19 protein-coding genes are annotated in these 19,830 nt (G+C 66.9%); 10 read left to right on the plus strand and 9 right to left on the minus strand.

Features of this window, described 5'->3' with window-relative positions; genetic code table 11:
• Window positions 1-170: 170 nt before the first annotated feature.
• Window positions 171-1,001, plus strand: a complete 831-nt coding sequence (locus R9B84_RS32630) for a helix-turn-helix transcriptional regulator (protein ID WP_423761555.1) — start codon at window positions 171-173, stop codon at window positions 999-1,001.
• 16 nt (window positions 1,002-1,017) lie between these two features.
• On the opposite strand, the gene R9B84_RS32635 is transcribed toward R9B84_RS32630, so the two are convergent.
• From R9B84_RS32635 to R9B84_RS32650, 4 genes are all read right to left on the minus strand, one after another.
• On the minus strand, window positions 1,018-1,938 hold the full coding sequence (locus tag R9B84_RS32635) for a LysR family transcriptional regulator (RefSeq protein ID WP_423761556.1): 921 nt from the start codon (window positions 1,936-1,938) through the stop codon (window positions 1,018-1,020).
• Window positions 1,939-2,070: 132 nt separating this feature from the next.
• Entirely contained in the window at window positions 2,071-3,261 is a 1,191-nt protein-coding gene (locus R9B84_RS32640) for an MFS transporter (protein WP_423761557.1), read from the minus strand.
• Between the two features lie 88 nt (window positions 3,262-3,349).
• A complete protein-coding gene (locus R9B84_RS32645) occupies window positions 3,350-4,810 on the minus strand; it encodes an NAD(P)/FAD-dependent oxidoreductase (protein WP_423761558.1) in 1,461 nt (486 codons plus the stop codon).
• An 84-nt stretch (window positions 4,811-4,894) separates the two neighbouring features.
• Window positions 4,895-5,239, minus strand: coding sequence for a cupin domain-containing protein (locus R9B84_RS32650; RefSeq protein ID WP_031402035.1), 345 nt, complete (start codon window positions 5,237-5,239; stop codon window positions 4,895-4,897).
• A gap of 195 nt (window positions 5,240-5,434) precedes the next feature.
• Between R9B84_RS32650 and R9B84_RS32655 the strand changes: the two genes are divergently transcribed.
• The 3 genes from R9B84_RS32655 (at window position 5,435) to R9B84_RS32665 (ending at window position 8,933) form a co-directional block, all read left to right on the plus strand.
• Complete coding sequence (locus tag R9B84_RS32655) at window positions 5,435-6,319, plus strand: helix-turn-helix transcriptional regulator (protein ID WP_423761559.1); 885 nt, start codon at window positions 5,435-5,437, stop codon at window positions 6,317-6,319.
• 153 nt (window positions 6,320-6,472) lie between these two features.
• Window positions 6,473-7,423 carry an agmatinase gene (gene speB, locus R9B84_RS32660; RefSeq protein ID WP_423761560.1) on the plus strand — a complete coding sequence of 317 codons (951 nt, stop codon included), beginning with the start codon at window positions 6,473-6,475 and terminating at the stop codon, window positions 7,421-7,423.
• Between the two features lie 28 nt (window positions 7,424-7,451).
• Window positions 7,452-8,933 (plus strand): aldehyde dehydrogenase family protein, encoded by a 1,482-nt coding sequence (locus tag R9B84_RS32665; protein WP_423761561.1) that lies wholly within the window; start codon window positions 7,452-7,454, stop codon window positions 8,931-8,933.
• Between the two features lie 330 nt (window positions 8,934-9,263).
• Here the strand turns inward: R9B84_RS32665 and R9B84_RS32670 are convergent, their stop codons facing one another.
• Window positions 9,264-9,668, minus strand: a complete 405-nt coding sequence (locus R9B84_RS32670; RefSeq protein ID WP_423761562.1) for a nuclear transport factor 2 family protein — start codon at window positions 9,666-9,668, stop codon at window positions 9,264-9,266.
• A 652-nt stretch (window positions 9,669-10,320) separates the two neighbouring features.
• Between R9B84_RS32670 and R9B84_RS32675 the strand changes: the two genes are divergently transcribed.
• Both R9B84_RS32675 and R9B84_RS32680 read left to right on the plus strand, forming a co-directional pair.
• Window positions 10,321-10,857, plus strand: coding sequence for a hypothetical protein (locus tag R9B84_RS32675; RefSeq protein ID WP_423761563.1), 537 nt, complete (start codon window positions 10,321-10,323; stop codon window positions 10,855-10,857).
• A 120-nt stretch (window positions 10,858-10,977) separates the two neighbouring features.
• Window positions 10,978-12,324 (plus strand): DUF2325 domain-containing protein, encoded by a 1,347-nt coding sequence (locus tag R9B84_RS32680; protein ID WP_423761564.1) that lies wholly within the window; start codon window positions 10,978-10,980, stop codon window positions 12,322-12,324.
• 97 nt (window positions 12,325-12,421) lie between these two features.
• Here the strand turns inward: R9B84_RS32680 and R9B84_RS32685 are convergent, their stop codons facing one another.
• The 4 genes from R9B84_RS32685 to R9B84_RS32700 all read right to left on the minus strand — a co-directional run bounded on the left by R9B84_RS32685 (window position 12,422) and on the right by R9B84_RS32700 (window position 14,993).
• Complete coding sequence (locus R9B84_RS32685) at window positions 12,422-12,745, minus strand: winged helix-turn-helix domain-containing protein (protein ID WP_423763529.1); 324 nt, start codon at window positions 12,743-12,745, stop codon at window positions 12,422-12,424.
• 121 nt (window positions 12,746-12,866) lie between these two features.
• Window positions 12,867-13,358, minus strand: coding sequence for a molybdopterin-dependent oxidoreductase (locus R9B84_RS32690; RefSeq protein WP_423761565.1), 492 nt, complete (start codon window positions 13,356-13,358; stop codon window positions 12,867-12,869).
• A 143-nt stretch (window positions 13,359-13,501) separates the two neighbouring features.
• Entirely contained in the window at window positions 13,502-14,269 is a 768-nt protein-coding gene (locus R9B84_RS32695) for a DeoR/GlpR family DNA-binding transcription regulator (protein WP_423761566.1), read from the minus strand.
• 43 nt (window positions 14,270-14,312) lie between these two features.
• Window positions 14,313-14,993 carry an MgtC/SapB family protein gene (locus tag R9B84_RS32700; RefSeq protein WP_174416699.1) on the minus strand — a complete coding sequence of 227 codons (681 nt, stop codon included), beginning with the start codon at window positions 14,991-14,993 and terminating at the stop codon, window positions 14,313-14,315.
• Window positions 14,994-15,262: 269 nt separating this feature from the next.
• Between R9B84_RS32700 and R9B84_RS32705 the strand changes: the two genes are divergently transcribed.
• The 4 genes from R9B84_RS32705 to R9B84_RS32720 all read left to right on the plus strand — a co-directional run bounded on the left by R9B84_RS32705 (window position 15,263) and on the right by R9B84_RS32720 (window position 19,767).
• Window positions 15,263-16,207: a choline ABC transporter substrate-binding protein gene (locus R9B84_RS32705; protein WP_423761567.1), complete on the plus strand. Its 945-nt coding sequence runs from the start codon at window positions 15,263-15,265 to the stop codon at window positions 16,205-16,207.
• A gap of 23 nt (window positions 16,208-16,230) precedes the next feature.
• Window positions 16,231-16,911 carry an HAD family hydrolase gene (locus R9B84_RS32710; protein ID WP_096475253.1) on the plus strand — a complete coding sequence of 227 codons (681 nt, stop codon included), beginning with the start codon at window positions 16,231-16,233 and terminating at the stop codon, window positions 16,909-16,911.
• Window positions 16,912-17,078: 167 nt separating this feature from the next.
• Window positions 17,079-17,216 carry a hypothetical protein gene (locus R9B84_RS32715; RefSeq protein WP_423761568.1) on the plus strand — a complete coding sequence of 46 codons (138 nt, stop codon included), beginning with the start codon at window positions 17,079-17,081 and terminating at the stop codon, window positions 17,214-17,216.
• A gap of 97 nt (window positions 17,217-17,313) precedes the next feature.
• Window positions 17,314-19,767, plus strand: a complete 2,454-nt coding sequence (locus R9B84_RS32720; RefSeq protein ID WP_423761569.1) for a phosphocholine-specific phospholipase C — start codon at window positions 17,314-17,316, stop codon at window positions 19,765-19,767.
• Window positions 19,768-19,830: the final 63 nt, after the last annotated feature.

A 19,830-nucleotide genomic window follows, 5' to 3' on the forward strand; every position in this document is an offset into this window, starting at 1 on the left:
GCCCCCCCGCCGCCGGGGCTCGGACGAATTCCGGCTGCCGTGCACGCGGTCTTGTCGTCGTTTTGGGGACAACGCACGAAATCCATGGGGTCGATCCGGTGAATTCCCGGCTGACGCGTGCACGTCGTTCGCGTAACGTCGCGCTGTTCCCTGACCGCCCTCGCCCGACCATGCGACTTCTCCAGCCCGACCCGGCCGCCCGCGGCCATTACCTGATCGGCGTGCGCCCCGACACGCTCGGCGCGACGCTGCGCGCGGTCGGCACGCCGGATTTCGTCGGCGCAGTCACGGAGTTCGTCAACGACAGCATCGACGCCGACGCCGTGCACCTCGAGCGCTGGCGCGCCGATACGGGCAGCACGTCGGGTTTCGTCGTCGAATGGCTCGGCAGCGGCAGCCTGCGCTTCGCGGCCGATACGCTGCGCGTGATGGACATCTACTACCAGGACTACTGCCAGATCGATCCGCTGGTCGCGCCGCTGCGCGGCAAGGCCGGCACGCTGCTCGTGCAGCGCCATGTCGACGGCATCGCGCAGGGCGAATTCCGCCGCCGGATCTTCGACGAGCCCGGCATCGCGCAGGAATGCCTGCTCGTGCACGGCAACGCGCACCTGCAGTACGCGCTCGGGCTCGCGCGCACCGTCGGGCGCGCCGCGTTCACCACGGACGAGCTGTTCCACTTCCGGCAGATGGTCGACCTGCTGTTCCCGATGTTCGAGCTGCACGCGCGCACCTGCGCGGCGCGGCGCGTGGCGGCGGTGTCGGTGAATGCCGCATCGCAGGCCGGTTTCGATGCGCGCCTCGAACGGCAGCACGTGCAGTTGTCGCGCCGCGAACACGAGATCTGCCGGCTCATGCTGTGCGGACGCTCGGTGCCCGAGGCCGCACAGCAGCTCGACGTGAAACTGTCGACGGCCGAGTCGTATGTGAAGCGCGCGTTCGCGAAGCTCGGCGTACGCACGCGCCGCGAGCTGTTCGACTGGGTGCTCGTCGACTGCTGAACGCGCAGGCGTTGCGCTACGCGGCCAGCGCGGCCGCCTTGATGTTGAATGCGCGCAGCAGGTCCTCGCAGAACGCATCGACGATCGGCTTGTCGCTCGTGCTGCGCTTCATCGCGAGATGCAGCGGCACGTCGAAGCTGAACGTCGAACGCCCGACGGCCTTCACGAGCCCGCGCTGCTCGAACGGCTCCGCGTAATGCGCGGGCAGGTAGCCAAGGTGGCCGCCCGACAGGATCAGGATCGTCGCGGCCTCGATGCTGTCCGCGCTCGCGGTCACGCGCCGCTCGGGCAGCGGATACTGCTCCTCCGGCACCGGGTAGGTGCGCCATACCCAGTCGTGCGCCTGCAGGTCGTCCGCCGACACCGCCCGCGACGCATGGAACAGCGGATGACCGCGCCCGCAGTAGATCACCTGCTGCTCGTTGAACAGCGGCGTATAGAGCAGGCCCGGCACGCGATGCCAGAAATAGCCGATCGCGAGATCGAGCTGGTTGTTGACGAGGCTTTCCTCGAGCTCCTGCGGCGACGTGACCTTCATCGAGAACGTGACGGCCTGGTCGCGCTTGCGGAACGCGCCGATCGCGTCGGCCACGCGCGCGTTCTCGACGAGCGGCGCCTGGCCGATCAGGCCGATCGACAGCGTGCCGACCAGCTTGCGGTCGATGTCGCGCACGCGCGCGACGAATTCGGACGTCGCCGCGACGAGCGTGCGCGCCGTGGCCGCGAAGCGTTCGCCCTTCGACGTCAGGCGAAAGCCGCCGCGCCCGCGATCGCACAGCTTGAAGCCGACGCGCGCTTCGAGCGCCGACAGCTGCGTGCTGATGGTCGACTGCCGCACGCCGAGCGACGCCTCGGCGGCCGTGATGCCGCGTGCGTCGACGACGGCCAGAAAGACCCGGATAAGCCGGAGATCGAGATCGGTGGTATTCGAAAACATGCTGAAGCCGCTGCGCGTACGCGCGTTGCCCGGCCGGCCCGCACGACGCGCATCGCGCGCCATGCCGGCCGACTGCGCCGATGAACCGAACCGGACACGCGCCGCCATCGGCAGCGGCGCGCATCGCATCCGTCATTCAGGTGCCACAGCGAGCGAGCGCTCCATGCGGAATACCGCGGGCCGCAGCCGCACATAGCAGAGGAACGCCACCGCGCACAGCACGATCGCCGCGAAAAGCGCCGACTGCGTGCCCGCGCGCTCGATCAGCGAGCCGCCCGCGACCGAACCGACGCCGTAGCCGAGCGCGACGCAGCCCGGCGACAGCGCGGCCGACTTGCCGATCAGGTCGTACTGCGGAATCGTCGCGTAGATCAGCAGCGCGCCGCCGGTCCAGCAGCCGATGAAGACGATCGCGCCGAGCGTGAACGTCGCGACCGACGCCGGCATCGCGAGCAGCACCGCCGCGACCGCGCAGCCGCCGAGGTTCACGAGCGTCCAGCGGCGCAGGCCCGCACCGGCGCCGAGCTTCGGCATCGCCGCGCAGATCACGAGGCTCGCGACGTTCGCGATACCGAGCACGAGCGACACCGACTTGCCGCTCAGGCCCGCATCGGTGCCGATCTTTTCGAGGAAGGTCCACACGACGCCGACGCCGCCGTACAGCGCAAGCTGCGCACACAGCACGAGCATCGCGCCCTTGCGGTCGATGCTGCCGCCGACGCCGGCCGGCGTCGGCGCGGCCAGCGTCTCGCCGCGGCGAAACAGCGGCGCGGCGAGCACGAACATGCCGAGCACGCAGGCGACGAGACCGAACACGCCATGCGCGCCCCATGCGCCGCTCAGCATCGGGAAGATGTAGGCGAGCAGCACCATGCTCCACATCACCTGCCCCATCAGCATCATCCCGAGATTGCGTTCCGGCGCGCGCGAATACGACAGGTAGCGCAGCGCGATGCCGTTCAGCCCGCCCGAGCCGACGCCCGCGATGAACTGCAGCGCCGAATACGCGACGAGCCCGTGTGTCGCGAGCGTGCCGAGGTTCGCGCCGGCCGCGAGCGTCACCGCGCCCGCGAGCACGAGCCGCACCGGCTGGCGGCCGAGCACGAACGCGACGAGCAGCGTGCCCGTCGATTCGCCGAGCACCTCGACGAAGCAGGACAGCCCGAGCGCCGCTTCGCCGAAGCCCCAATGGCGTTCGACCTGCCCGACGATCGCGGGCAGGCCGAGAAATACCGTCGGCCCGAGTATGCCGAGCAGCAGCATCACGACGACGAACAGCGCGCTTTCCTGTCGCGCTTCATCCTGCAGGTTCACTGCGTTCATCTGGTGTCTCTCTCCGTGTCCGCTGTGCGGATCGTCTCCTCGAGGGAGCTTGGTATGGCGGCGGCCCGGCTCCGGGCCACCGCGTCGCTTACATCGGGAAGCCCATTGCCTTGAGGCCGCTGATCCACGCGCGCTTCCAGCCGCCTTCGGCATCCGCGCCGTCGAACGCATGGAACGTGATCTTCGCGGCGACCCAGCGCATCGGCTCGGGCGGGATGTAGCTGGGGCTCTGGTTCGCGATGTCGAGCTTGCGCTCGGGGCTGTCGCGATCGAACAGGATGTTCAGCCCCATGAACGCGCCGAACCGGCTCGCCGCGACGCCGAAGCCCGTATAGCCGGCGACGAACACGGCCTTGTCGCCGAGATAGCGTTTCGCGAACACCGAGCCGCGCGAGCAGTAGTCGATCGGGCCGCCCCACGCGTGCGAGAAGCGCACGTCGCTCAGTTGCGGGAACGTGCGGTAGAACGCCTCCGCGAGCCGGTAGTACGTTTCGCGCTGGCCGTCCTGGTGCGGTTCCGGGTCGCCGTCGAAGTGATAGCTCACCAGACCGCCGAAGATGATGTTGTTGTGCTTCGTCAGGCGGAAATAGTTGAGCTGCGTGCGCGTGTCATACACGCCCTGGCGGTTCTTCCAGCCGATCCGCGCGAGCTGCTCGTCGGTCAGCGGCTCGGTCGCGAGCACATGGTCGCGCACCTGCATCACGCGGCGATTGATGTCGGGAATCCCGACCTTCGCGGTGCCGCTGCCGAACACGACGCGCGGCGCACGCACGCTGCCCTTCGGCGTCGTCACGAACACGGTGCTGCCTTCGTCGGTCACGGTCATCAGCGGCGTGTGCTCGTACAGCTTCACGCCGAGCGACAGCGCCGCGCGCTTCAGCCCCCACGCGAGCTTGGCCGGATGCACGATGCCGCTGCGGTTGCGCGACCACAGCGCGCCCGCGAACAGCGGCGAATTCAGTTGTTCGAGCGTTTCGTCGCGGTTCAGCAGCACGACGTTGTGGCCGTATTCGCGATGCAGGTCGTAATCGCCCTTCAGGTGCGCGATGTGCTCGGGATCGACCGCGACCGTCATCTCGCCGTTCCATTCGATGTCGGCGTCGATGTCGTAGCGCTTCAGCGTCTCCTCGAATCCGTCGAGGTTGTGATGGCCGAATGCCTCGAGCTGTGCGATGTCGTTCGGGAACACGCGCACCGCGTTCGGCAGCCCGTGCATCACCGACGTCGAAATGATCCCGCCCGCGCGGCCCGATGCGCCGTGCGCGACCTTGCCGGCCTCGATCAGCACCACGTTCAGGTGCGGCATCTGTTCCTTCGCCTGCACGGCCGACCACAGCCCCGTGAAGCCGCCGCCGACGATCAGCAGGTCGGCCGTCACGTCGCCGACGAGTTCCGGCTCGGTCGCCGGCGCGGCCGGGTTGTCGAGCCAGTACGGGAACAGTTTCGTATGCGCGAGCGCCGCTTCGACGCCCAGTGCGACCGGCGCGCCACGCAATGCGTGCGCCTGAACCGGCGCGCGCTGTTTTGCTTCGTTGACTTCCATTTCCATGATCCCAGCCATCACACGCGAAAACGAAACCGCCGCCGGGCTCGCGTCACACGGACGACGACACCTCGGCGGCGGTTTCAGGCATCACGACTTCTCGAGCAGCACGTAGAACTTCTTCGCGTCCTCGATCGTCTCCCAGCGGCCCGCGAAGCCGGCCGGCAGCAGGTAGCCCTGGCCCGGCGCGAATTCCTTGCGGTTGCCTTCGACGTCGGTCAGTGCGATCCGGCCCTCGACGAGCCATACCGCTTCGTCGGCCGCGGTTTCCGGAAACTCCACCGAGCCGACCTTGCCTTCCCACCAGCCGATGATGTAGTTGCCGCTCTTGCCTTCGGCCGCGCGCCAGTCGCTTTCGTCCATCCCGAAGTCGAGCTTCGTGAATTCGCCGATGCCTGCGCCGAGCGGCAGGATGTCCTTGATCAGTTTGGTCATCTGAGTCTTTCGTCTCTTGATTGAAAAAGCAGAGACAAAGTTACTCATTTACACTGCCCCGGTATGCCCCCCTCCGGGGGGGACAAGCGATGTTTTGCGGGGGCGCGAAGTCGCAAGGACCCTGCCGGTGTTTCCCCTTAATGACGTTTTTCGCTGCAAACGCTAGAATCCGGCCGCCTTTTACCGGGGAACCGCATGCTGCTCAACGTGAACCCCTTCCACCGCGACAACGACCGCTTCAACGTGTCGTTCAAGGCGCTGGGCGAGCTGATCGAGACGGTCGGCACGCCGCACTTCGTGCCGCGCCTCACGCAACTGCTGAACGACGTGGTGCCGCTCGACGTCGCGCACGTCGAACGCTCGCGCGTCGACGGCACGATGCCCACCGGCTACCGATGCGAATGGATCGGCAGCAGCGGCATCGGCACCGCGACGTCGGACATCTCGGACGTGATGACGCTCTACTACGAGCGCTTTCTCGACAGCGACCCGCTGTTCGCGGGGCTGCGCGGCAAGACGGGCACGATGCTGGTCGTGCGCGACATCGCGGCGATCCCGCCCGGCGAATTCCGTCAGCGGCTGTTCGACGACGTGCATATCGGGCACGAATGCGTGCTCGCGCGCGGCACCCGCTATTCGCAGCATTCGATCGCGCTGGAGCGCGGCCGCGACCGGCCGCCGTTCACGCTCGCCGAGATGAACCGCTTTCGCAGCATCAGCGACGTGCTGTTCCCGCTGCTCGAACTGCATGCGTCGACCACCGCCGTGCGGCGCGTCGCGCACCCCACGCCCGAAGTCCATCCGCTCGCGCAGTTCGATGCGCGGATCGCGGCCGACGGCGTGAAGCTGTCGAAGCGCGAATACGAAACCTGCAAGCACCTGATCTCCGGCAAGACCGTGCCGGAAACCGCCGGGATCCTCGGCGTGCGCGTCGCGTCGGCCGAGTCGTACGTCAAGCGCGCGTTCGCGAAGCTCGGCGTGCGCACGAAACGCGAGCTCGCCGCGTGGGGTTCGGCGACGACCGCGTTCCCTTCCGCCGGATCGCACGACGGCACCGCGCCACCCGCGATCGCCCGCTGACCGCGCGGCCGCCTTCGGTTGCGCCGCGTCGATGCGCCGGCGCCACTCGCATCGAGACCCGTCGATGTAAACGTTGCGACTTCAAAATCTTCGCGCGGGCGTTCTCCTCTACCATCGGCCGATCGCTTTACCTCAGAAAAAGGAGACGGCCCCATGCCCCGCGAACTGAACCAACCGATGGGCGGCAACGAGATGCCGCGCTTTGGCGGCATCGCCACGATGATGCGGCTGCCGCAAGCCGCGACGACCGACGGCCTCGACGCGTGCTTCGTCGGCGTGCCGCTCGACCTCGGCACGTCGAACCGCTCGGGTTCGCGTTTCGGCCCGCGCCAGATCCGCACCGAATCCGTACTGCTGCGCCCTTACAACATGGCCACGCGCGCCGCGCCGTTCGACTCGCTGCAGGTCGCCGATATCGGCGACGTCGCGACCAACCCGTACGACCTGAAGGACTCGGTGCGCCGCATCGAGGAAGCGTATGACGAGATCGTCGCGAACGGCTGCCGACCCATCACGCTCGGCGGCGACCACACGATCGCATGGCCGATCCTGCGCGCGCTGCACCGGAAGTACGGCAAGGTCGCCGTCGTTCACGTCGACGCGCACGCCGACGTGAACGACACGATGTTCGGCGAGAAGATCGCGCACGGCACGCCGTTCCGCCGCGCGGTGGAAGACGGCCTGCTGCAATGCGACAAGGTCACGCAGATCGGCCTGCGCGGCACCGGCTACCACGCGGACGATTTCGACTGGTGCCGCGAGCAGGGCTTCACCGTCGTGCAGGCGGAGGAATGCTGGAACAAGTCGCTCGCGCCGCTGATGGCGCAGGTGCGCGAACGCGTCGGCGACACGCCCGTGTATCTCAGCTTCGACATCGACGGCCTCGACCCGTCGTTCGCACCCGGCACCGGCACGCCTGAAATCGGCGGCCTCACCGTGCAGCAGGGCCTCGAGATCGTGCGCGGAATGAAAGGCCTGAACATCGTCGGCGCGGATCTCGTCGAAGTCGCGCCGCCATACGATCCGACCGGCACCACCGCGCTTACCGGCGCGAACCTCGCGTTCGAGATGCTCTGCGTGATGCCGGGCGTCGCCTACCGCTAACCCGACCGACATCGACAGGATGACCCTCATGTCCACCGCCGAGCTTTCCCGTTCCACCGCCACATTCGTGCTGCCCGCGGCGCACATCGCCGGCCAGCCCGTGCGCACGCATTCTGACGCGGCCGGCGTGCCGATCTGCAACGCGTCGACCGGCGACACGATCGGCTGGCAGGAATTCGCGACGGCCGCGCACGTCGACGCCGCGGTGTGCGCCGCGCGCGACGCATTCGCCGGCTGGCGCGACACGCCGCCCGCCGAGCGCGGCCGTATTCTCGCGACGATCGCCGAGCGCGTCGAAGCCGAACGCGACCGCCTCGCCGCGCTGCAGATGCAGGTGAGCGGCAAGCCGCCGTTCGAAGCCGAAGCCGACGTCGGCGACGTCGCCGCGACGTTCGCGTACTACGCGAAGCTGTGCGAAGACCCGGCGCTGTTCGCGGCCGAACCCGTCGCACTGCCAAGCGACGCCGTCACGGCCGAACGCTTCTACGACGCGGTCGGCGTCGCCGCGCTGGTGATGCCGTGGAACTTCCCGATGGTCACGACCGCGTGGAAGCTCGCGCCCGCGCTCGCGGCCGGCTGCGCAGTCGTGCTGAAGCCGTCCGAACTCACGTCGCCGACCGAGCACGCGCTGCTCGACATCGTCGAGCAGGCCGGCGTGCCGGCCGGCGTCGTCAACGTCGTGAACGGTGGCGCCGACGTCGGCGCGGCGCTGACCGCGCATCCGCTGATCGACAAGATCTCGTTTACCGGCAGCACGGCGGCCGGCCGCAAGGTGATGCAGGCCGCGGCCGGGGACATGAAGCGCGTGACGCTCGAACTCGGCGGCAAGTCGTCGCTGATCGTGCGCGACGATGCCGATCTCGACGTCGCCGTGTCGCTCGCGGTCGCCGGCGCGTTCACCAACGCCGGCCAGATGTGCTCGGCCACCGCACGCATTCTCGTGCACGACAGCGTGTACCGCAGTTTCATGGCCGCGTTCGAGACGGCCGTGCGCGCGCTCGTCGTCGCGCCGCCGGCCGCGGAACAGGTCGCGATGGGGCCGCTGATCTCGGCCGCGCATCGCGCACGCGTCGAAGCGATGCTGGAGCGCGGCATCGATGCGGGCGCACGCATCGCCTTCAGCGGTCGCGTCTTGGATGCCAGTGGCGCCGGTTTCTTCATGGCGCCCGTCGTGATCGCCGAACCGGGCGCCGACAATCCGCTGTGGACCGACGAGGTGTTCGGCCCCGTCGCATGCGTGAAGTCGTTTCGCACCGACGACGAAGCGATCGCGCTCGCGAACGACACGCGCTACGGGCTCGTCGCGACCGTCGTGACACGCGACGCGGGCATCGCGAAGCAGTTCCAGCAGCGCGTGCGCGCGGGGCTCGTGTGGATCAATGCGCCGCAGCTCATCTATCCGCACGTGTGCTGGGGTGGCTTCGGGCTCAGCGGGATCGGCCGCGAGCTCGGCGTCGCGGGGCTGCGCAGCTATCAGGAACTGCGCCACGCGATGCGCTCGATCGACTGACCAGTGCGGCCGTTCAGGCCGTTGGCGACACCGTGTCTCGCGGCGCGGTGTCGTCTTTTTTTCTGCGCGGAGTTCCGGACAACGCGGAAGAACCTGTCTGCGTTCCGCCAGAAAGCGACAGCCAGCCAACGCATGGGTTTCGCCCTTCCGATGGTGTCGATGTCAACGCACGACTGCGGCGACCGGATGCACGATCTCCCGCGGAACCCGGGTTTCAACCGGGCTGCCTCTTGCAGCCCCGGAATAGTCGCACCGGATTCCAGCGCTGCAAGAGGCTGCCTCGCTGGTTCGAGCGGGTTTTCCCGGGCGGCAGGCGCGCGTGCGACGCCGTCACTGTCGATGTGCCGACGCTTCCGCCTCGGTATCGTGATACTCGGTAAACGCCGTGATCTTGCCGTTTTCGATCGTGATCAGATGCACCCACTCGTCCTCGTACGTGCGCCCGGTCGAGTGGACATACCAGCGTTGTGCGCCGACCACGACGACCCGGTTGCCGCTGGCGATGAACTCGCGCGGCTCGAACCGCTCCGCAGTCTGCGTCGACGCAAGCGCCGCGAAGAACGCCGCGACCTCCTGAGGCCCATGTCTTCTGCCGGCGAACGGAATGAAGCCGGTCGGCCCTGGTATGAACCAGTCGACGCTTTCGGAGAGCGTCTGCAGGATGCCGTCGATATCGGCCCTGCCGAATGCCGCGTACGCCTGCTGCACCAGTTGAACGTTGCTTTGCTCGGTCATCGTGCTCTCCCGTCATCGCCGATTCGCAGCGTTGCGGCGCGAAGCCCGGGCTGCAGTCATTTCAGCATAGTCGAACCGCAGCGCGACACACTTAGGGTTGGCGAGCAATCGAGCGGCGCCGATTTGATATGAGCAATCCGGGACGCCACCAGCCTGCCGCCACGATGACACGCGCCTGAATCTTGCCGGCCACCGGCCCGTCGCCATGGTCAGCGGCAATTGCCTCTGTTGTCCGGTCCGTAGCGAGCTAAAGCAAGCCGGCATCGCGCGCATCGATTTCGTTGCGCGGCGGCGTTCCTCTGTTCGTAGAAGGCAAGGACTCGATAACTGGAACCCAAACGTTCAGTCTGGCCGCCATTACGTCGCGCGCGGTCGAAACACCCGGCATGGCCACGTGTGGTGACGGTGGCATCTACGTTCGAGTAGACAGCGGTGTCCGGTCCTGGATCAATACACAACTGAAACCCGTCGCTGTCGGAACGCGCTTGTCGCCGCATTGGTCTCCCGCTACCTCGATTCACGCGTCGCTCGTCGCTCGTCGCTTGTCGCCAACCTTCTCATTCACCACGACGACTCCTGTCAGGCATCCATCGACTACGCCATCGATATATCCCATAGAATATATCGACATCAGCACCACCGGAGACACACCATGCCCCGCACGCCGACGTACCGCGCACCGCTGCGCGCCGCACGCGACCAGACGCCGGCATTGACTTGCAAGATCAGCGCGCTCAGGCCGTTGCCGAGCGACGGGCGCGCGCAGCAGGTCACGGACGTCGTCGACGCGTTTCGGCGCCTGCGCGGCAGCGTCGCACGCTTCATCCGGCTATTCTCGGCCGCCACGGACGAAACGCTGTCCGCGATGAGTCTGCGTGAACTGCTGTCGACGCTCGAACGCGACGCGCGCGCCGCACGCTTCACGCGCCTGCCCGAGCTCGAACGTGCAATCGGTCAGGCGCACGGCCTCGAACGCACGCGCGACGACGTGTTTTCCGATTCGTTCAGCAACGATCCGGCCGCGATGCGCGACGCGGTCACCGCGCTGGAGCGCGTCGACGTGCTGCTGGTCGGACTGTGCGTCGAGTACGTGATGGCGTGCCACGCGCCGGCATCGTTCGCGGTTTCGACCGTAATGCCGCCCCCAACCGCACTGTCCCGCACCGACCGATCAACCGCGCTCTGCTGACCGCGCCACCCCGCATTTCTCTGTGATTTCCCCGGAATTTCGCGCGTTATATTCCGTGGTATATTTCGCGAATCTTTCGCGCATCCGTCCCCGGTCCGACAGGGCCGGACAGAGGTCAACATGCACGCTCCGCCCTTTCGCCTTGCCCGCACGGCGGGCCTCCCGTCGTCCGGCGGCCACCCGGCCGCGGCAACCGGCGCGCGAGTCGACGCGTGCTGTGCACCGTCGCGTGCGCAACTGGCCGAGCTGAAGCGCCGCGCGCGCCTGTCCGAACTCGACGCGAACCTGCACTGCTCGATCATCGGCACCTGCCTGACCACGCACGAACTGCGCCGACTCGTGCCGAAATTCACCGATCTCGACCGGCAGCGCGCCACCGACCTCGAAATCCATCACGCGGCCGTCGAGCTCGCGATCGACGGCACGGCGGGAGCCAAGGCATTGCACAAGGCGCTCGATGAACGCTATGCCGGGGCGATACGCGCGTTCGACAGCGCGAAGGACGCGGACGAACTCCTCGCACGCTGGAAGGAAGCGCTCAAGAGCGGCGACATTCCGCCCGCGTACTGGGCGCTGATGACGCATCCGCGCACGACGATGGGCGTGCGCCAGGCCGCGTTCGGCGACCTGCACATGCTGTCTCATCTGGTCGGCGCGGCCAATCGCGCCGATATCCGGCGGCTGGTCGCGCTGGAGGAAGAGAATGCGGCGCTGCACGCGAAGATCGAACGGCAGCAGGCGCGCCTGCACGAGATGAACACGCAGCGCGACGCGGCGCTGAAGGAACTGGATGCGATCAACGCGCGCCAGAACGCGCAGCCGCTGGCCGCCGAAGCCGTGTTGCGCGACGAAGTACACGAATTGCGCGAAGCGCTGGCGGCGCGCGACGAACGGCTCGCGCTGCATACGAGCCGCCGCGAGGCGGCCGAACAGCGGATCGCCGCGGAACAGGCGAGCGCCCGCGCGATGCGCGCGCGGCTCGACGACCTGATGGCGATGGTGAAGACGCTGCGCGCCGAAGCGAGCGCGATCGAACAGGCGATGCAGGCGTCGACGGACGATCCGGCCGAACAGACGGTGGACACGCTGTCGATGCTTCGACACACGCGCCTCGTCTATGTCGGCGGGCGCCCCGGGTCGAACCGCGCGATCCGGCGGATCGTCGAGACTGCAGGCGGCGAAGTGACGATGCACGACGGCGGCATCGAGGATCGCAAGGGTCTGCTGGCCGCGGCGTTACCGGGCGCGCACCTGGTCGTGTTCCCGGTCGACTGTATCGACCACGATTCGATGAACCTGCTCAAGCGCATCTGCGAACGCAATCACATCGCGTACTACCCGCTGCGGACCGCCAGCGTCGCCAGCTTCGTCGAACTGATCGGGCGGCTCGATGCGCAGGCGCGCGATGTCATCGCAACGGACGCCGCCGCGGGCGACACGCCGCGCTTTTGTCTGCGGCACGGTTAGCGCCTGTTCCCGCTAGTAACTCGCTCGCGCGGGCCCCACGCATGATTTTTCCAAACAGCGGAACGTGCGTTAAGCAAGCGTCAACCTGAAGAAGCCTTCAGCGGCGCACCATTTTCGTGAGCGCGGCGATCTCGTCCGCGCAAGTCGCGTACGCACGTTCCTCGATCCCGCGATAGAGGCGGATGATCTCCTCGCCGACCGGCGTCAGCACGCTGCCGCCGCCGCTCTGCCCGCCATGCTCGGACACCGTCGCCGGCGATTTCAGCGAGCGGTTCAGTTCGTCCATCAGCAGCCACGCGCGCCGATACGACATCTTCAGACTGCGCGCCGCCGCCGAAATCGAACCGTGCTCGCGCACGGCCTCCAGCAGCGCGACCTTGCCCGGGCCGAGCGCGATCGTATCGGCCTGCTGGATGCGCATCCTGAACCGCACCTCTGGCTTGGGGTGTGCCGAAGTCTTCATGTTGTCCTGCCGTTAGAACGATGCGGGCAAGCATACACGATGGCCGGCGCGGCAAACGCCGGCAGTACACATGCCGCGCTCAGATCTCGAGCACGCGCGCGACGATGCCGGCAAGCCGCTTCACGTGACGCGGCGCGGGCAGGAGGTCGGCGCCGGAAAACAGCAGCGGCGCGCCGTCGTCGATCGACAGCGGCGCATCGCCGCATTCGAACGCGACGATCACCTGTTCGCCGACGGGCGTGTTGTACAGCTCGTGCCATGAAAACGTCACCGCGTAGCCGTCGTGCGCATGCGCGACGAACACCATGCGCTTGAAGTCGCCGGGCGCGTCGTTGCGCAGCCCAGCCGCGTCGAGCAGGTCCTTCAGCCGCGCGCCGCGATACGGCGCGACCGAGCGGATGAAGCGTTTCGTCGTGAAGCAGCGCAGGTCGAACGGCTCGGCCGTCGCGCTCGCATGCCGGCGCAGATCGTCGAGCGTCACCGTCATCGGCCGCACGAAGGCGCCGGTCAGCGCGATCGAGCCTGCCGCCGTTTGATGCGCCGAAGGCGCCGCCGTCCCTGCCATCTCCATCGCCCGCCTCCGTGCAGGCACCGCCGGACGGCGCGCCTTCGTTGTATCGGCGGATATATTACGCTGGGAAACGGCCGGCCGGCAGAATGCGCGCCGCATGCACGGCATAACGGCGGCCGATCGTACCCCGCGCGTCTCGCGCGCTACGCCAGCACGATGTTCTTGACGACCTTCCTGATGCTCTTGAAGCTGCCGACCGATTCCGCCTTCTGGTCGGTCACGAGTGTGCCGATCCGCGCCGGTTCGCAGAAGCTGATCCGGCTGTTCGTGCCGAGCTTGCTGAAATCGGCCAGGATTGCGACCTCAGCCGCGTTGTTCACCATCGCGCGCGCCACTTCGGTTTCCATCCGGTCGTAGTTCGTCGCGCCCCGCACGGAATCGACGCCGACCGGCGACAGCAGCGCGAGATCGGCGCGGTAGCGGAAGATTTCGGCGACCGTGCCGTCGCCGACCGTCGCGGCCGCGCGGCTGCCGATCATCCCGCCGAGCAGGATCGTTTCGTTCTTCGCCTGGGCCGGGTCGCTCGAACGCATCTTCAGCGCGACATCGATCGAGTTCGTGACGATCGTGAGGCCCGACAGCTTGGACAGTTCCTCGGCCAGCAGCGTGGTGGTCGTGCCCGCGTCGATGAACAGCGTCTGCGAGCCCGTGACCAGCCGGGCCGCCGCGCGCGCGATCGCAAGCTTCGCCTTCACGTGCGTCTGCGCGCGCTCGGCGATCGGCGCTTCGTCGCCCACCTGCACCGCGCCGCCGTGCACGCGCTTCAGTTCCCCCAGCGCCTCGAGGTCGACGAGATCGCGGCGCACGGTTTCCCGCGACACGTTCAGGTCGGCCATGATCCGGTCGGTGGAAACGCGCTGCATCTTCGATAACAGAAGCCGAATCCTCTGATATCGCTCTTCTTGCCACATGGGTGTCCTCGGAAGTGAACGTCAATGTTATTCGAACGGCGATCTATGCTGCGCTCTCCTCCATCTTTTTGATGCCGACGAGGGTCTGCAAGGATTGACGGACGGCCTGGAACTCGGCGCTCGTCATCTTCGAAAACACCACGTGGATGCGGTCGTCGTCCGGCTCGGCGTCGTCCTGTTCGATGATGAACTGGACGATGCGCGCCTGGTCGATGCCGGGCATCGCCTGCAGCGACGTCAGCTTCACGGCGCCGCGGCTCGCGAGGATGCGCACGCCCCGGCGCTGCCGCGCGGCGAAGAAGCGTTTCTCGATCGGCTTCAGCCCGGCCAGGATCGCCAGCACGATCGCCGTCGCGGCGATCGCGGCCACGTACATGCCGCCGCCCACGGCCAGCCCGACTGCAGCCACGACCCACAGGCTCGCCGCCGTCGTCAGCCCGCGGATGATCTCGCCGCGCAGCATGATCGACCCGGCGCCGAGAAATCCGATGCCGGACACGACCTGCGCGGCGACCCGCGACGGGTCCAGCGACACGTTCTTCGCGTCCTGGATATCCGCGAAGCCGAACGCCGACACGACCATCACCAACGCGGCGCCCACCGCCACCAGCATGTGCGTGCGCAACCCGGCCGCCCACGACAGGCGCTCACGCTCGATGCCGACGATGCTGCCGAGCAATGCCGCCAGCAACAGGCGGGAAACGATTTCGAGTTGACTGATCATTCGAGGCCTCCTTTCTTTTGCCTTACCGATCTGATTGATGCAGCGCGGCCGTTCCGGACCGCCGCCCGACTTTTCCGGCCTTCGCCAGCCCGCTCGACCGGCCGGCAGCGAGTTGCATTTTTGTGCGATCTTGCGATTTTGTGCGTTCTAATATACGGTACGAAAAACTGCAAAGCCAGACCCAAGTTCGTTTGTTTCATCCGATCGACACGATCAATCGTCAGACCATTCAGGTAACACGATCCGGAACACTTGCTTAGGAGACCGACATGATGAAGAAGGCATGGATGCTGGCTGCAACACTGCTGGCGGCGCTTGCGACAGCCCCCGTTCACGCATCCGAGGGCGACGTCTGCAGGAAGGTGACGCTCGGCGATGTCGGCTGGAGCGACATCGCGGCCACCACCGGCGTCGCGATGATGCTGCTCGACGGGCTCGGCTACGAGGCGACCAAGACGATCGCGTCGCCGCCGATCGTGCTGGCCGGCGTGAAGAAGGCGCAGATCGATGCGTTCCTCGGCTACTGGGATCCGAGCATGACGCCGACGGTGAAGCCGTTCGTGGATGCCGGCGCCGTGCACCAGTTGCCGCAGCCCAACCTGATCGGCGCGCGCTACACGCTGGCCGTGCCGCAATACGCGTCGGACAAGGGCCTCAAGAGCTTCGCCGACATCGCCAGGTTCCGCGACCAGCTCGACGGAAAAATCTACGGGATCGGCGCCGGCAACAACGGCAACGCGTTGATCCAGCGGATGATCGACAAGAACGAATTCGGGCTCGGTGGCTTCAAGCTGGTCGAATCGAGCGAGGCCGGGATGCTCGTCCAGGTGACACGTGCCGTGCAGGAGCACCGGATGATCGTGTTCCTTGCGTGGGAGCCGCATCCGATGAACATCAACTACAGGATTGCCTATCTCGACGGCGGCGACGGCGTATTCGGCCCGAACTACGGGTCGGCGAAGGTCTATACGCTCGTCACGCCCGGCTATCTCGAACGCTGCCCGAACGTCGGCCGGCTGCTGACCAACCTGAAATTCACGACCGACGAAGAGAACCAGTTGATGGTGCCGATCATGAATCACGCGGATCCGGTCGCGGTCGCGAAGGAATGGGCGAAGAAAAATCCCGGCGTGCTGTCGAAGTGGCTCGACGGCGTCACGACCATCGACGGGAAGAACGCCAAAGACGCGATCGAAAAGCTGATCGGCGCGTAAGCACGCAATCGAAGGAACCACCCATGCACAAGAATCTCGCGCTGTTCGACCTCGACCACACGCTGCTGCCGCTCGACAGCGACCAGGCCTGGAGCCGCTTCATCACGCGGGTGGGGTGGCAGGAGGACGACGCGCACGCGGCGCTGATCGACGAGCACTACGGCCACTACGCGGCCGGCACGCTCGACATGGATGCGTATCTCGCCGTGACGCTCGCGCCGCTCACCCGCTACTCGCGGGAGCAGCTCGAACGCTGGCATGCGCAGTTCATGGACGAGGTGATCCGGCCGGCCATCACGCCGCAAGCGCGTGCGCTGGTCGACCGGCATCGCGAGAACGGCGATCTCTGCTGCATCGTCACGGCCACCAACGTGTTCGTCACGCGGCCGATCGCGGCCGAGTTCGGGATCGAGCATCTGCTCGGCATCGAGCTCGATACCGACGACGGCACGCCCGGCGGGCAATTCACCGGGCGCAGCACCGGCGTGCCGAGTTTCCGCGAAGGGAAGATCGTGCGCACGGCCGCGTGGCTGGATTCGCTCGGCTACGCGCCGGCGGATTTCGAGCGGACCTACTTCTACAGCGATTCGATCAACGACGTGCCCCTGCTGGACTACGTCACGCATCCGGTCGCGACCAATCCCGACACACGGCTTTCGCAGGTGGCAGGCACACGCGGTTGGCCTGTCATGAAGTTGTTCTGATTCGGGCGATATTCTCTGCTGTCCATTTCATGTTCGGAGGGGAAATGAAATCAGGAGCAAGCAGCACCCAATTGAGTCAATCAGGAATCCGATTCGAATCGGATCGAAAGGATGTCGTCCCGCCGCCACGCTCGGAAAGCCGCTTTCCGCACTGGCGCGGCGTTTTCATGATCGCGCTTCTTTGCACGCTGGCCGCTTGCGGCGACGGCGACTCGGGTGCGGCGGGCAAGGTCGCCACTGCCCGCGCATCGGCACCGGGTTCGGCCTCCGCGCCGGTCCTGCACTGCGCGAGCGCGTGCCACTGACCGACGCAGGCCCCTCGGCCGGGCGACCGCCCGCGCGATGCGCGGCGAACTGCAGCGTCCGGCAAGTCCGACCGGCAATCCAAGACAGAGAGCGATCATGCAAAACAAATCCACGACACGACGTCAGTTCCTCGCCGATGCGCTGAAGCTCGCCGGCGCCACCGCAGTCACCGGCATGCTGCCCGAGAGCATCCTGCGCGCGCAATCCATTCCGGCCGCGACCGTCACCGGCACGCTTCAGGACGTCAAGCACGTCGTGATCCTGATGCAGGAAAACCGGTCTTTCGACCACTATCTCGGCACGCTGCGCGGCGCGCGCGGCTTCGGCGATCCGCGGCCCGTCGTGATTTCCAGCGGCTATCCGGTATGGCGCCAGCCTTCGCTGCTGTCGTACGTGTTTCCGTTCAACCCGTCGCCGCCCGTCTCCGGCGTCGCGAACGGCGACACCTATTACAACGATCTCGATCACAGCTGGGGCGGCACGCACAGCGCGTGGAACAACGGCTGCTACGACAACTGGGTCGCGGCGAAGACCAGCGGCACGATGTACTACTTCACGCAGAACGACATCCCGTTCTATCACGCGCTGGCGAGCGCCTTCACCGTGTGCGACAGCTACCACTGCTCGATGCTCGGCCCGACCGACCCGAACCGCCTGTATCTGTGGACCGGCTGCTGCGGCAACGTCGCCGGCTATTCGCCGTACACGACGAACACGATGACCGGCACCGGCTGGACCACGATGCCGGAACGACTGAACTCGGCCGGCGTCACGTGGAAGTTCTACCAGGACAAGGGCAACGGGCTGGATTCCAGCCACGGCTACGGCGAATACAACGGTTCCAGCAAGGATCTCTGGTGGAACGGCAACTATGGCGACAACGTCATCCTGAACTTCAAGCAGTACCAGAACCTCGGCGCCAGCGATCCGCTCGCGCCGGCGCTCAACGGCACGCAGATCGATCCGACCGGCGGCGGCAAGGAATACGATACGAATCTCTTCAGCCAGTTGCAGGCCGACGTCGCGAACGACACGCTGCCGCAGGTGTCGTGGATCGCCGCGCCGTATGCGTATTGCGAGCATCCGTCGTGGGCCGCGAGCGGCGGCGAATGGTATGTAAGCAACGTCCTCAATGCGCTGACGTCGAATCCGAAGGTGTGGGCCAGCACGGTGCTGCTGGTGATGTATGACGAGAACGACGGCCTGTTCGATCACGTGCCGCCGGCCGTTCCGTCGAGCGCCTACGCAGGCACCGGCCGGTCGACGGTGTCGACCGCGGCGGAATTCGTCGCCAGCGGCGGCGCCGCGTCGGACGGCTCGGCCAGCGGCGACGTGCCGATCGGGCTCGGCCCGCGCGTGCCGATGTTCGTGATCTCGCCGTGGTCGAAGGGTGGCAAGGTCAACTCGCAGGTCTTCGATCACACGTCGGTGAACCGCTTTCTGGAAGCGCGCTTCGGGCTGCAGGAAACCAACATCACGCCGTGGCGCCGCACGGTATGCGGCGATCTCACGTCGGCGTTCGATTTCGCGAATCCCGACCAGACGATTCCGGCGATCCCCGGTGCGGCCAGCAACATGAACCCGAACGGCTGGACGGTGCTGATCCCACCGCCAACCACGACCGCGGTCCCGGCGCAAACGGCCGGCCGCAACACCGCATGCCGGCTGCCGTACGAGTTCTTCGTCCAGGGCAAGGTCAACCGGTCCGGCAAGACGCTCGCGCTGACGATGACCAACACCGGCGCGGCCGGCGTGCATCTGCAGGCGTGGGTCGACGGCACGGGCACGATCCCGCGGCAATACACGATCGGCGCCGGCACGGGCGCGTGCACGAACCTGTCGGATTCGCTCGCGCTGAATTCGGGCGGCGGCTACGACTACTCGATCTACGGCCCGAACGGGTTCCTGCAAACGTTCCGCGGCAACATCGGCGCGTCGGGAAACACGGGATCGACGGCCGAAGTCAGCCTCTGCTACGACGTGCAGAACGGCAACGTGCAGATCACGCTCGACAACTCCGCCGGCGCGAGCGCGACGACGTTCCAGCTCGTCGACAACGCGTACGGGAAGAATACGGCGCAATCGGTCAGCGTGCCCGCCGGCGCGACGCAGGCCGTCACGTGGTACGGCGATGCCGGCTGGTACGACGCGAGCATCCGCGACGCGAACGATCCGAATTTCCTGCGCCGTATCGCCGGCTGCGTGCAGATGCAATCCGGCACGTTGCTGACCGATTCGGCGATCGGCAATACGAACGGGACATTCGTCGCGGCGCTGGCGTCGCAGGGGTCGTCGTACGGCACGCTGCGGTTCGACTACGTCGTGCCGCCGTGGCGCCACAGCCCGAAGAACTGGGTAGGCATTTATGCGCGCGGCGCGCAGCCGACCAAGGGAGGCTACAAGTCGTGGGCGTACCTGCCCAAGAGCACCGGCTCGCTGCTGTTCTCGTCGACCGCGAACAGCACGCTGGCCTCGGGCCAGTACGACGCGTGGTATCTGTTCGACGACGGCTACACGCCGCTCGCGGGCCCGATCGCGATCAGCATCTGAGATCGCGGCGGTCCCGCCAATGCCCAAGGGCCCCGGCCGGCGCGCATGCATGTCGCGCGCCAC

Origin of the sequence: Burkholderia sp. NLJ2 (genome assembly GCF_049487195.1) — a bacterium.
GTDB classification, from domain to species: domain Bacteria; phylum Pseudomonadota; class Gammaproteobacteria; order Burkholderiales; family Burkholderiaceae; genus Burkholderia; species Burkholderia pyrrocinia.

Excerpts from the sequence above, each read along its gene's own strand:
- R9B84_RS32685 (WP_423763529.1), bottom strand. The coding sequence starts at position 12,745 with ATGCGCATCCAGCAGGCCGATACGATCGCGCTCGGCCCGGGCAAGGTC.
- R9B84_RS32695 (WP_423761566.1), bottom strand. The coding sequence starts at position 14,269 with ATGTGGCAAGAAGAGCGATATCAGAGGATTCGGCTTCTGTTATCGAAG.
- R9B84_RS32670 (WP_423761562.1), bottom strand. The coding sequence starts at position 9,668 with ATGACCGAGCAAAGCAACGTTCAACTGGTGCAGCAGGCGTACGCGGCA.
- R9B84_RS32630 (WP_423761555.1), top strand. The coding sequence starts at position 171 with ATGCGACTTCTCCAGCCCGACCCGGCCGCCCGCGGCCATTACCTGATC.
- R9B84_RS32645 (WP_423761558.1), bottom strand. The coding sequence starts at position 4,810 with ATGGAAATGGAAGTCAACGAAGCAAAACAGCGCGCGCCGGTTCAGGCG.
- speB (WP_423761560.1), top strand. The coding sequence starts at position 6,473 with ATGCCCCGCGAACTGAACCAACCGATGGGCGGCAACGAGATGCCGCGC.
- R9B84_RS32690 (WP_423761565.1), bottom strand. The coding sequence starts at position 13,358 with ATGGAGATGGCAGGGACGGCGGCGCCTTCGGCGCATCAAACGGCGGCA.
- R9B84_RS32700 (WP_174416699.1), bottom strand. The coding sequence starts at position 14,993 with ATGATCAGTCAACTCGAAATCGTTTCCCGCCTGTTGCTGGCGGCATTG.
- R9B84_RS32655 (WP_423761559.1), top strand. The coding sequence starts at position 5,435 with ATGCTGCTCAACGTGAACCCCTTCCACCGCGACAACGACCGCTTCAAC.
- R9B84_RS32705 (WP_423761567.1), top strand. The coding sequence starts at position 15,263 with ATGATGAAGAAGGCATGGATGCTGGCTGCAACACTGCTGGCGGCGCTT.
- R9B84_RS32710 (WP_096475253.1), top strand. The coding sequence starts at position 16,231 with ATGCACAAGAATCTCGCGCTGTTCGACCTCGACCACACGCTGCTGCCG.
- R9B84_RS32640 (WP_423761557.1), bottom strand. The coding sequence starts at position 3,261 with ATGAACGCAGTGAACCTGCAGGATGAAGCGCGACAGGAAAGCGCGCTG.
- R9B84_RS32650 (WP_031402035.1), bottom strand. The coding sequence starts at position 5,239 with ATGACCAAACTGATCAAGGACATCCTGCCGCTCGGCGCAGGCATCGGC.
- R9B84_RS32665 (WP_423761561.1), top strand. The coding sequence starts at position 7,452 with ATGTCCACCGCCGAGCTTTCCCGTTCCACCGCCACATTCGTGCTGCCC.
- R9B84_RS32715 (WP_423761568.1), top strand. The coding sequence starts at position 17,079 with ATGATCGCGCTTCTTTGCACGCTGGCCGCTTGCGGCGACGGCGACTCG.
- R9B84_RS32680 (WP_423761564.1), top strand. The coding sequence starts at position 10,978 with ATGCACGCTCCGCCCTTTCGCCTTGCCCGCACGGCGGGCCTCCCGTCG.
- R9B84_RS32635 (WP_423761556.1), bottom strand. The coding sequence starts at position 1,938 with ATGTTTTCGAATACCACCGATCTCGATCTCCGGCTTATCCGGGTCTTT.
- R9B84_RS32720 (WP_423761569.1), top strand. The coding sequence starts at position 17,314 with ATGCAAAACAAATCCACGACACGACGTCAGTTCCTCGCCGATGCGCTG.
- R9B84_RS32675 (WP_423761563.1), top strand. The coding sequence starts at position 10,321 with ATGCCCCGCACGCCGACGTACCGCGCACCGCTGCGCGCCGCACGCGAC.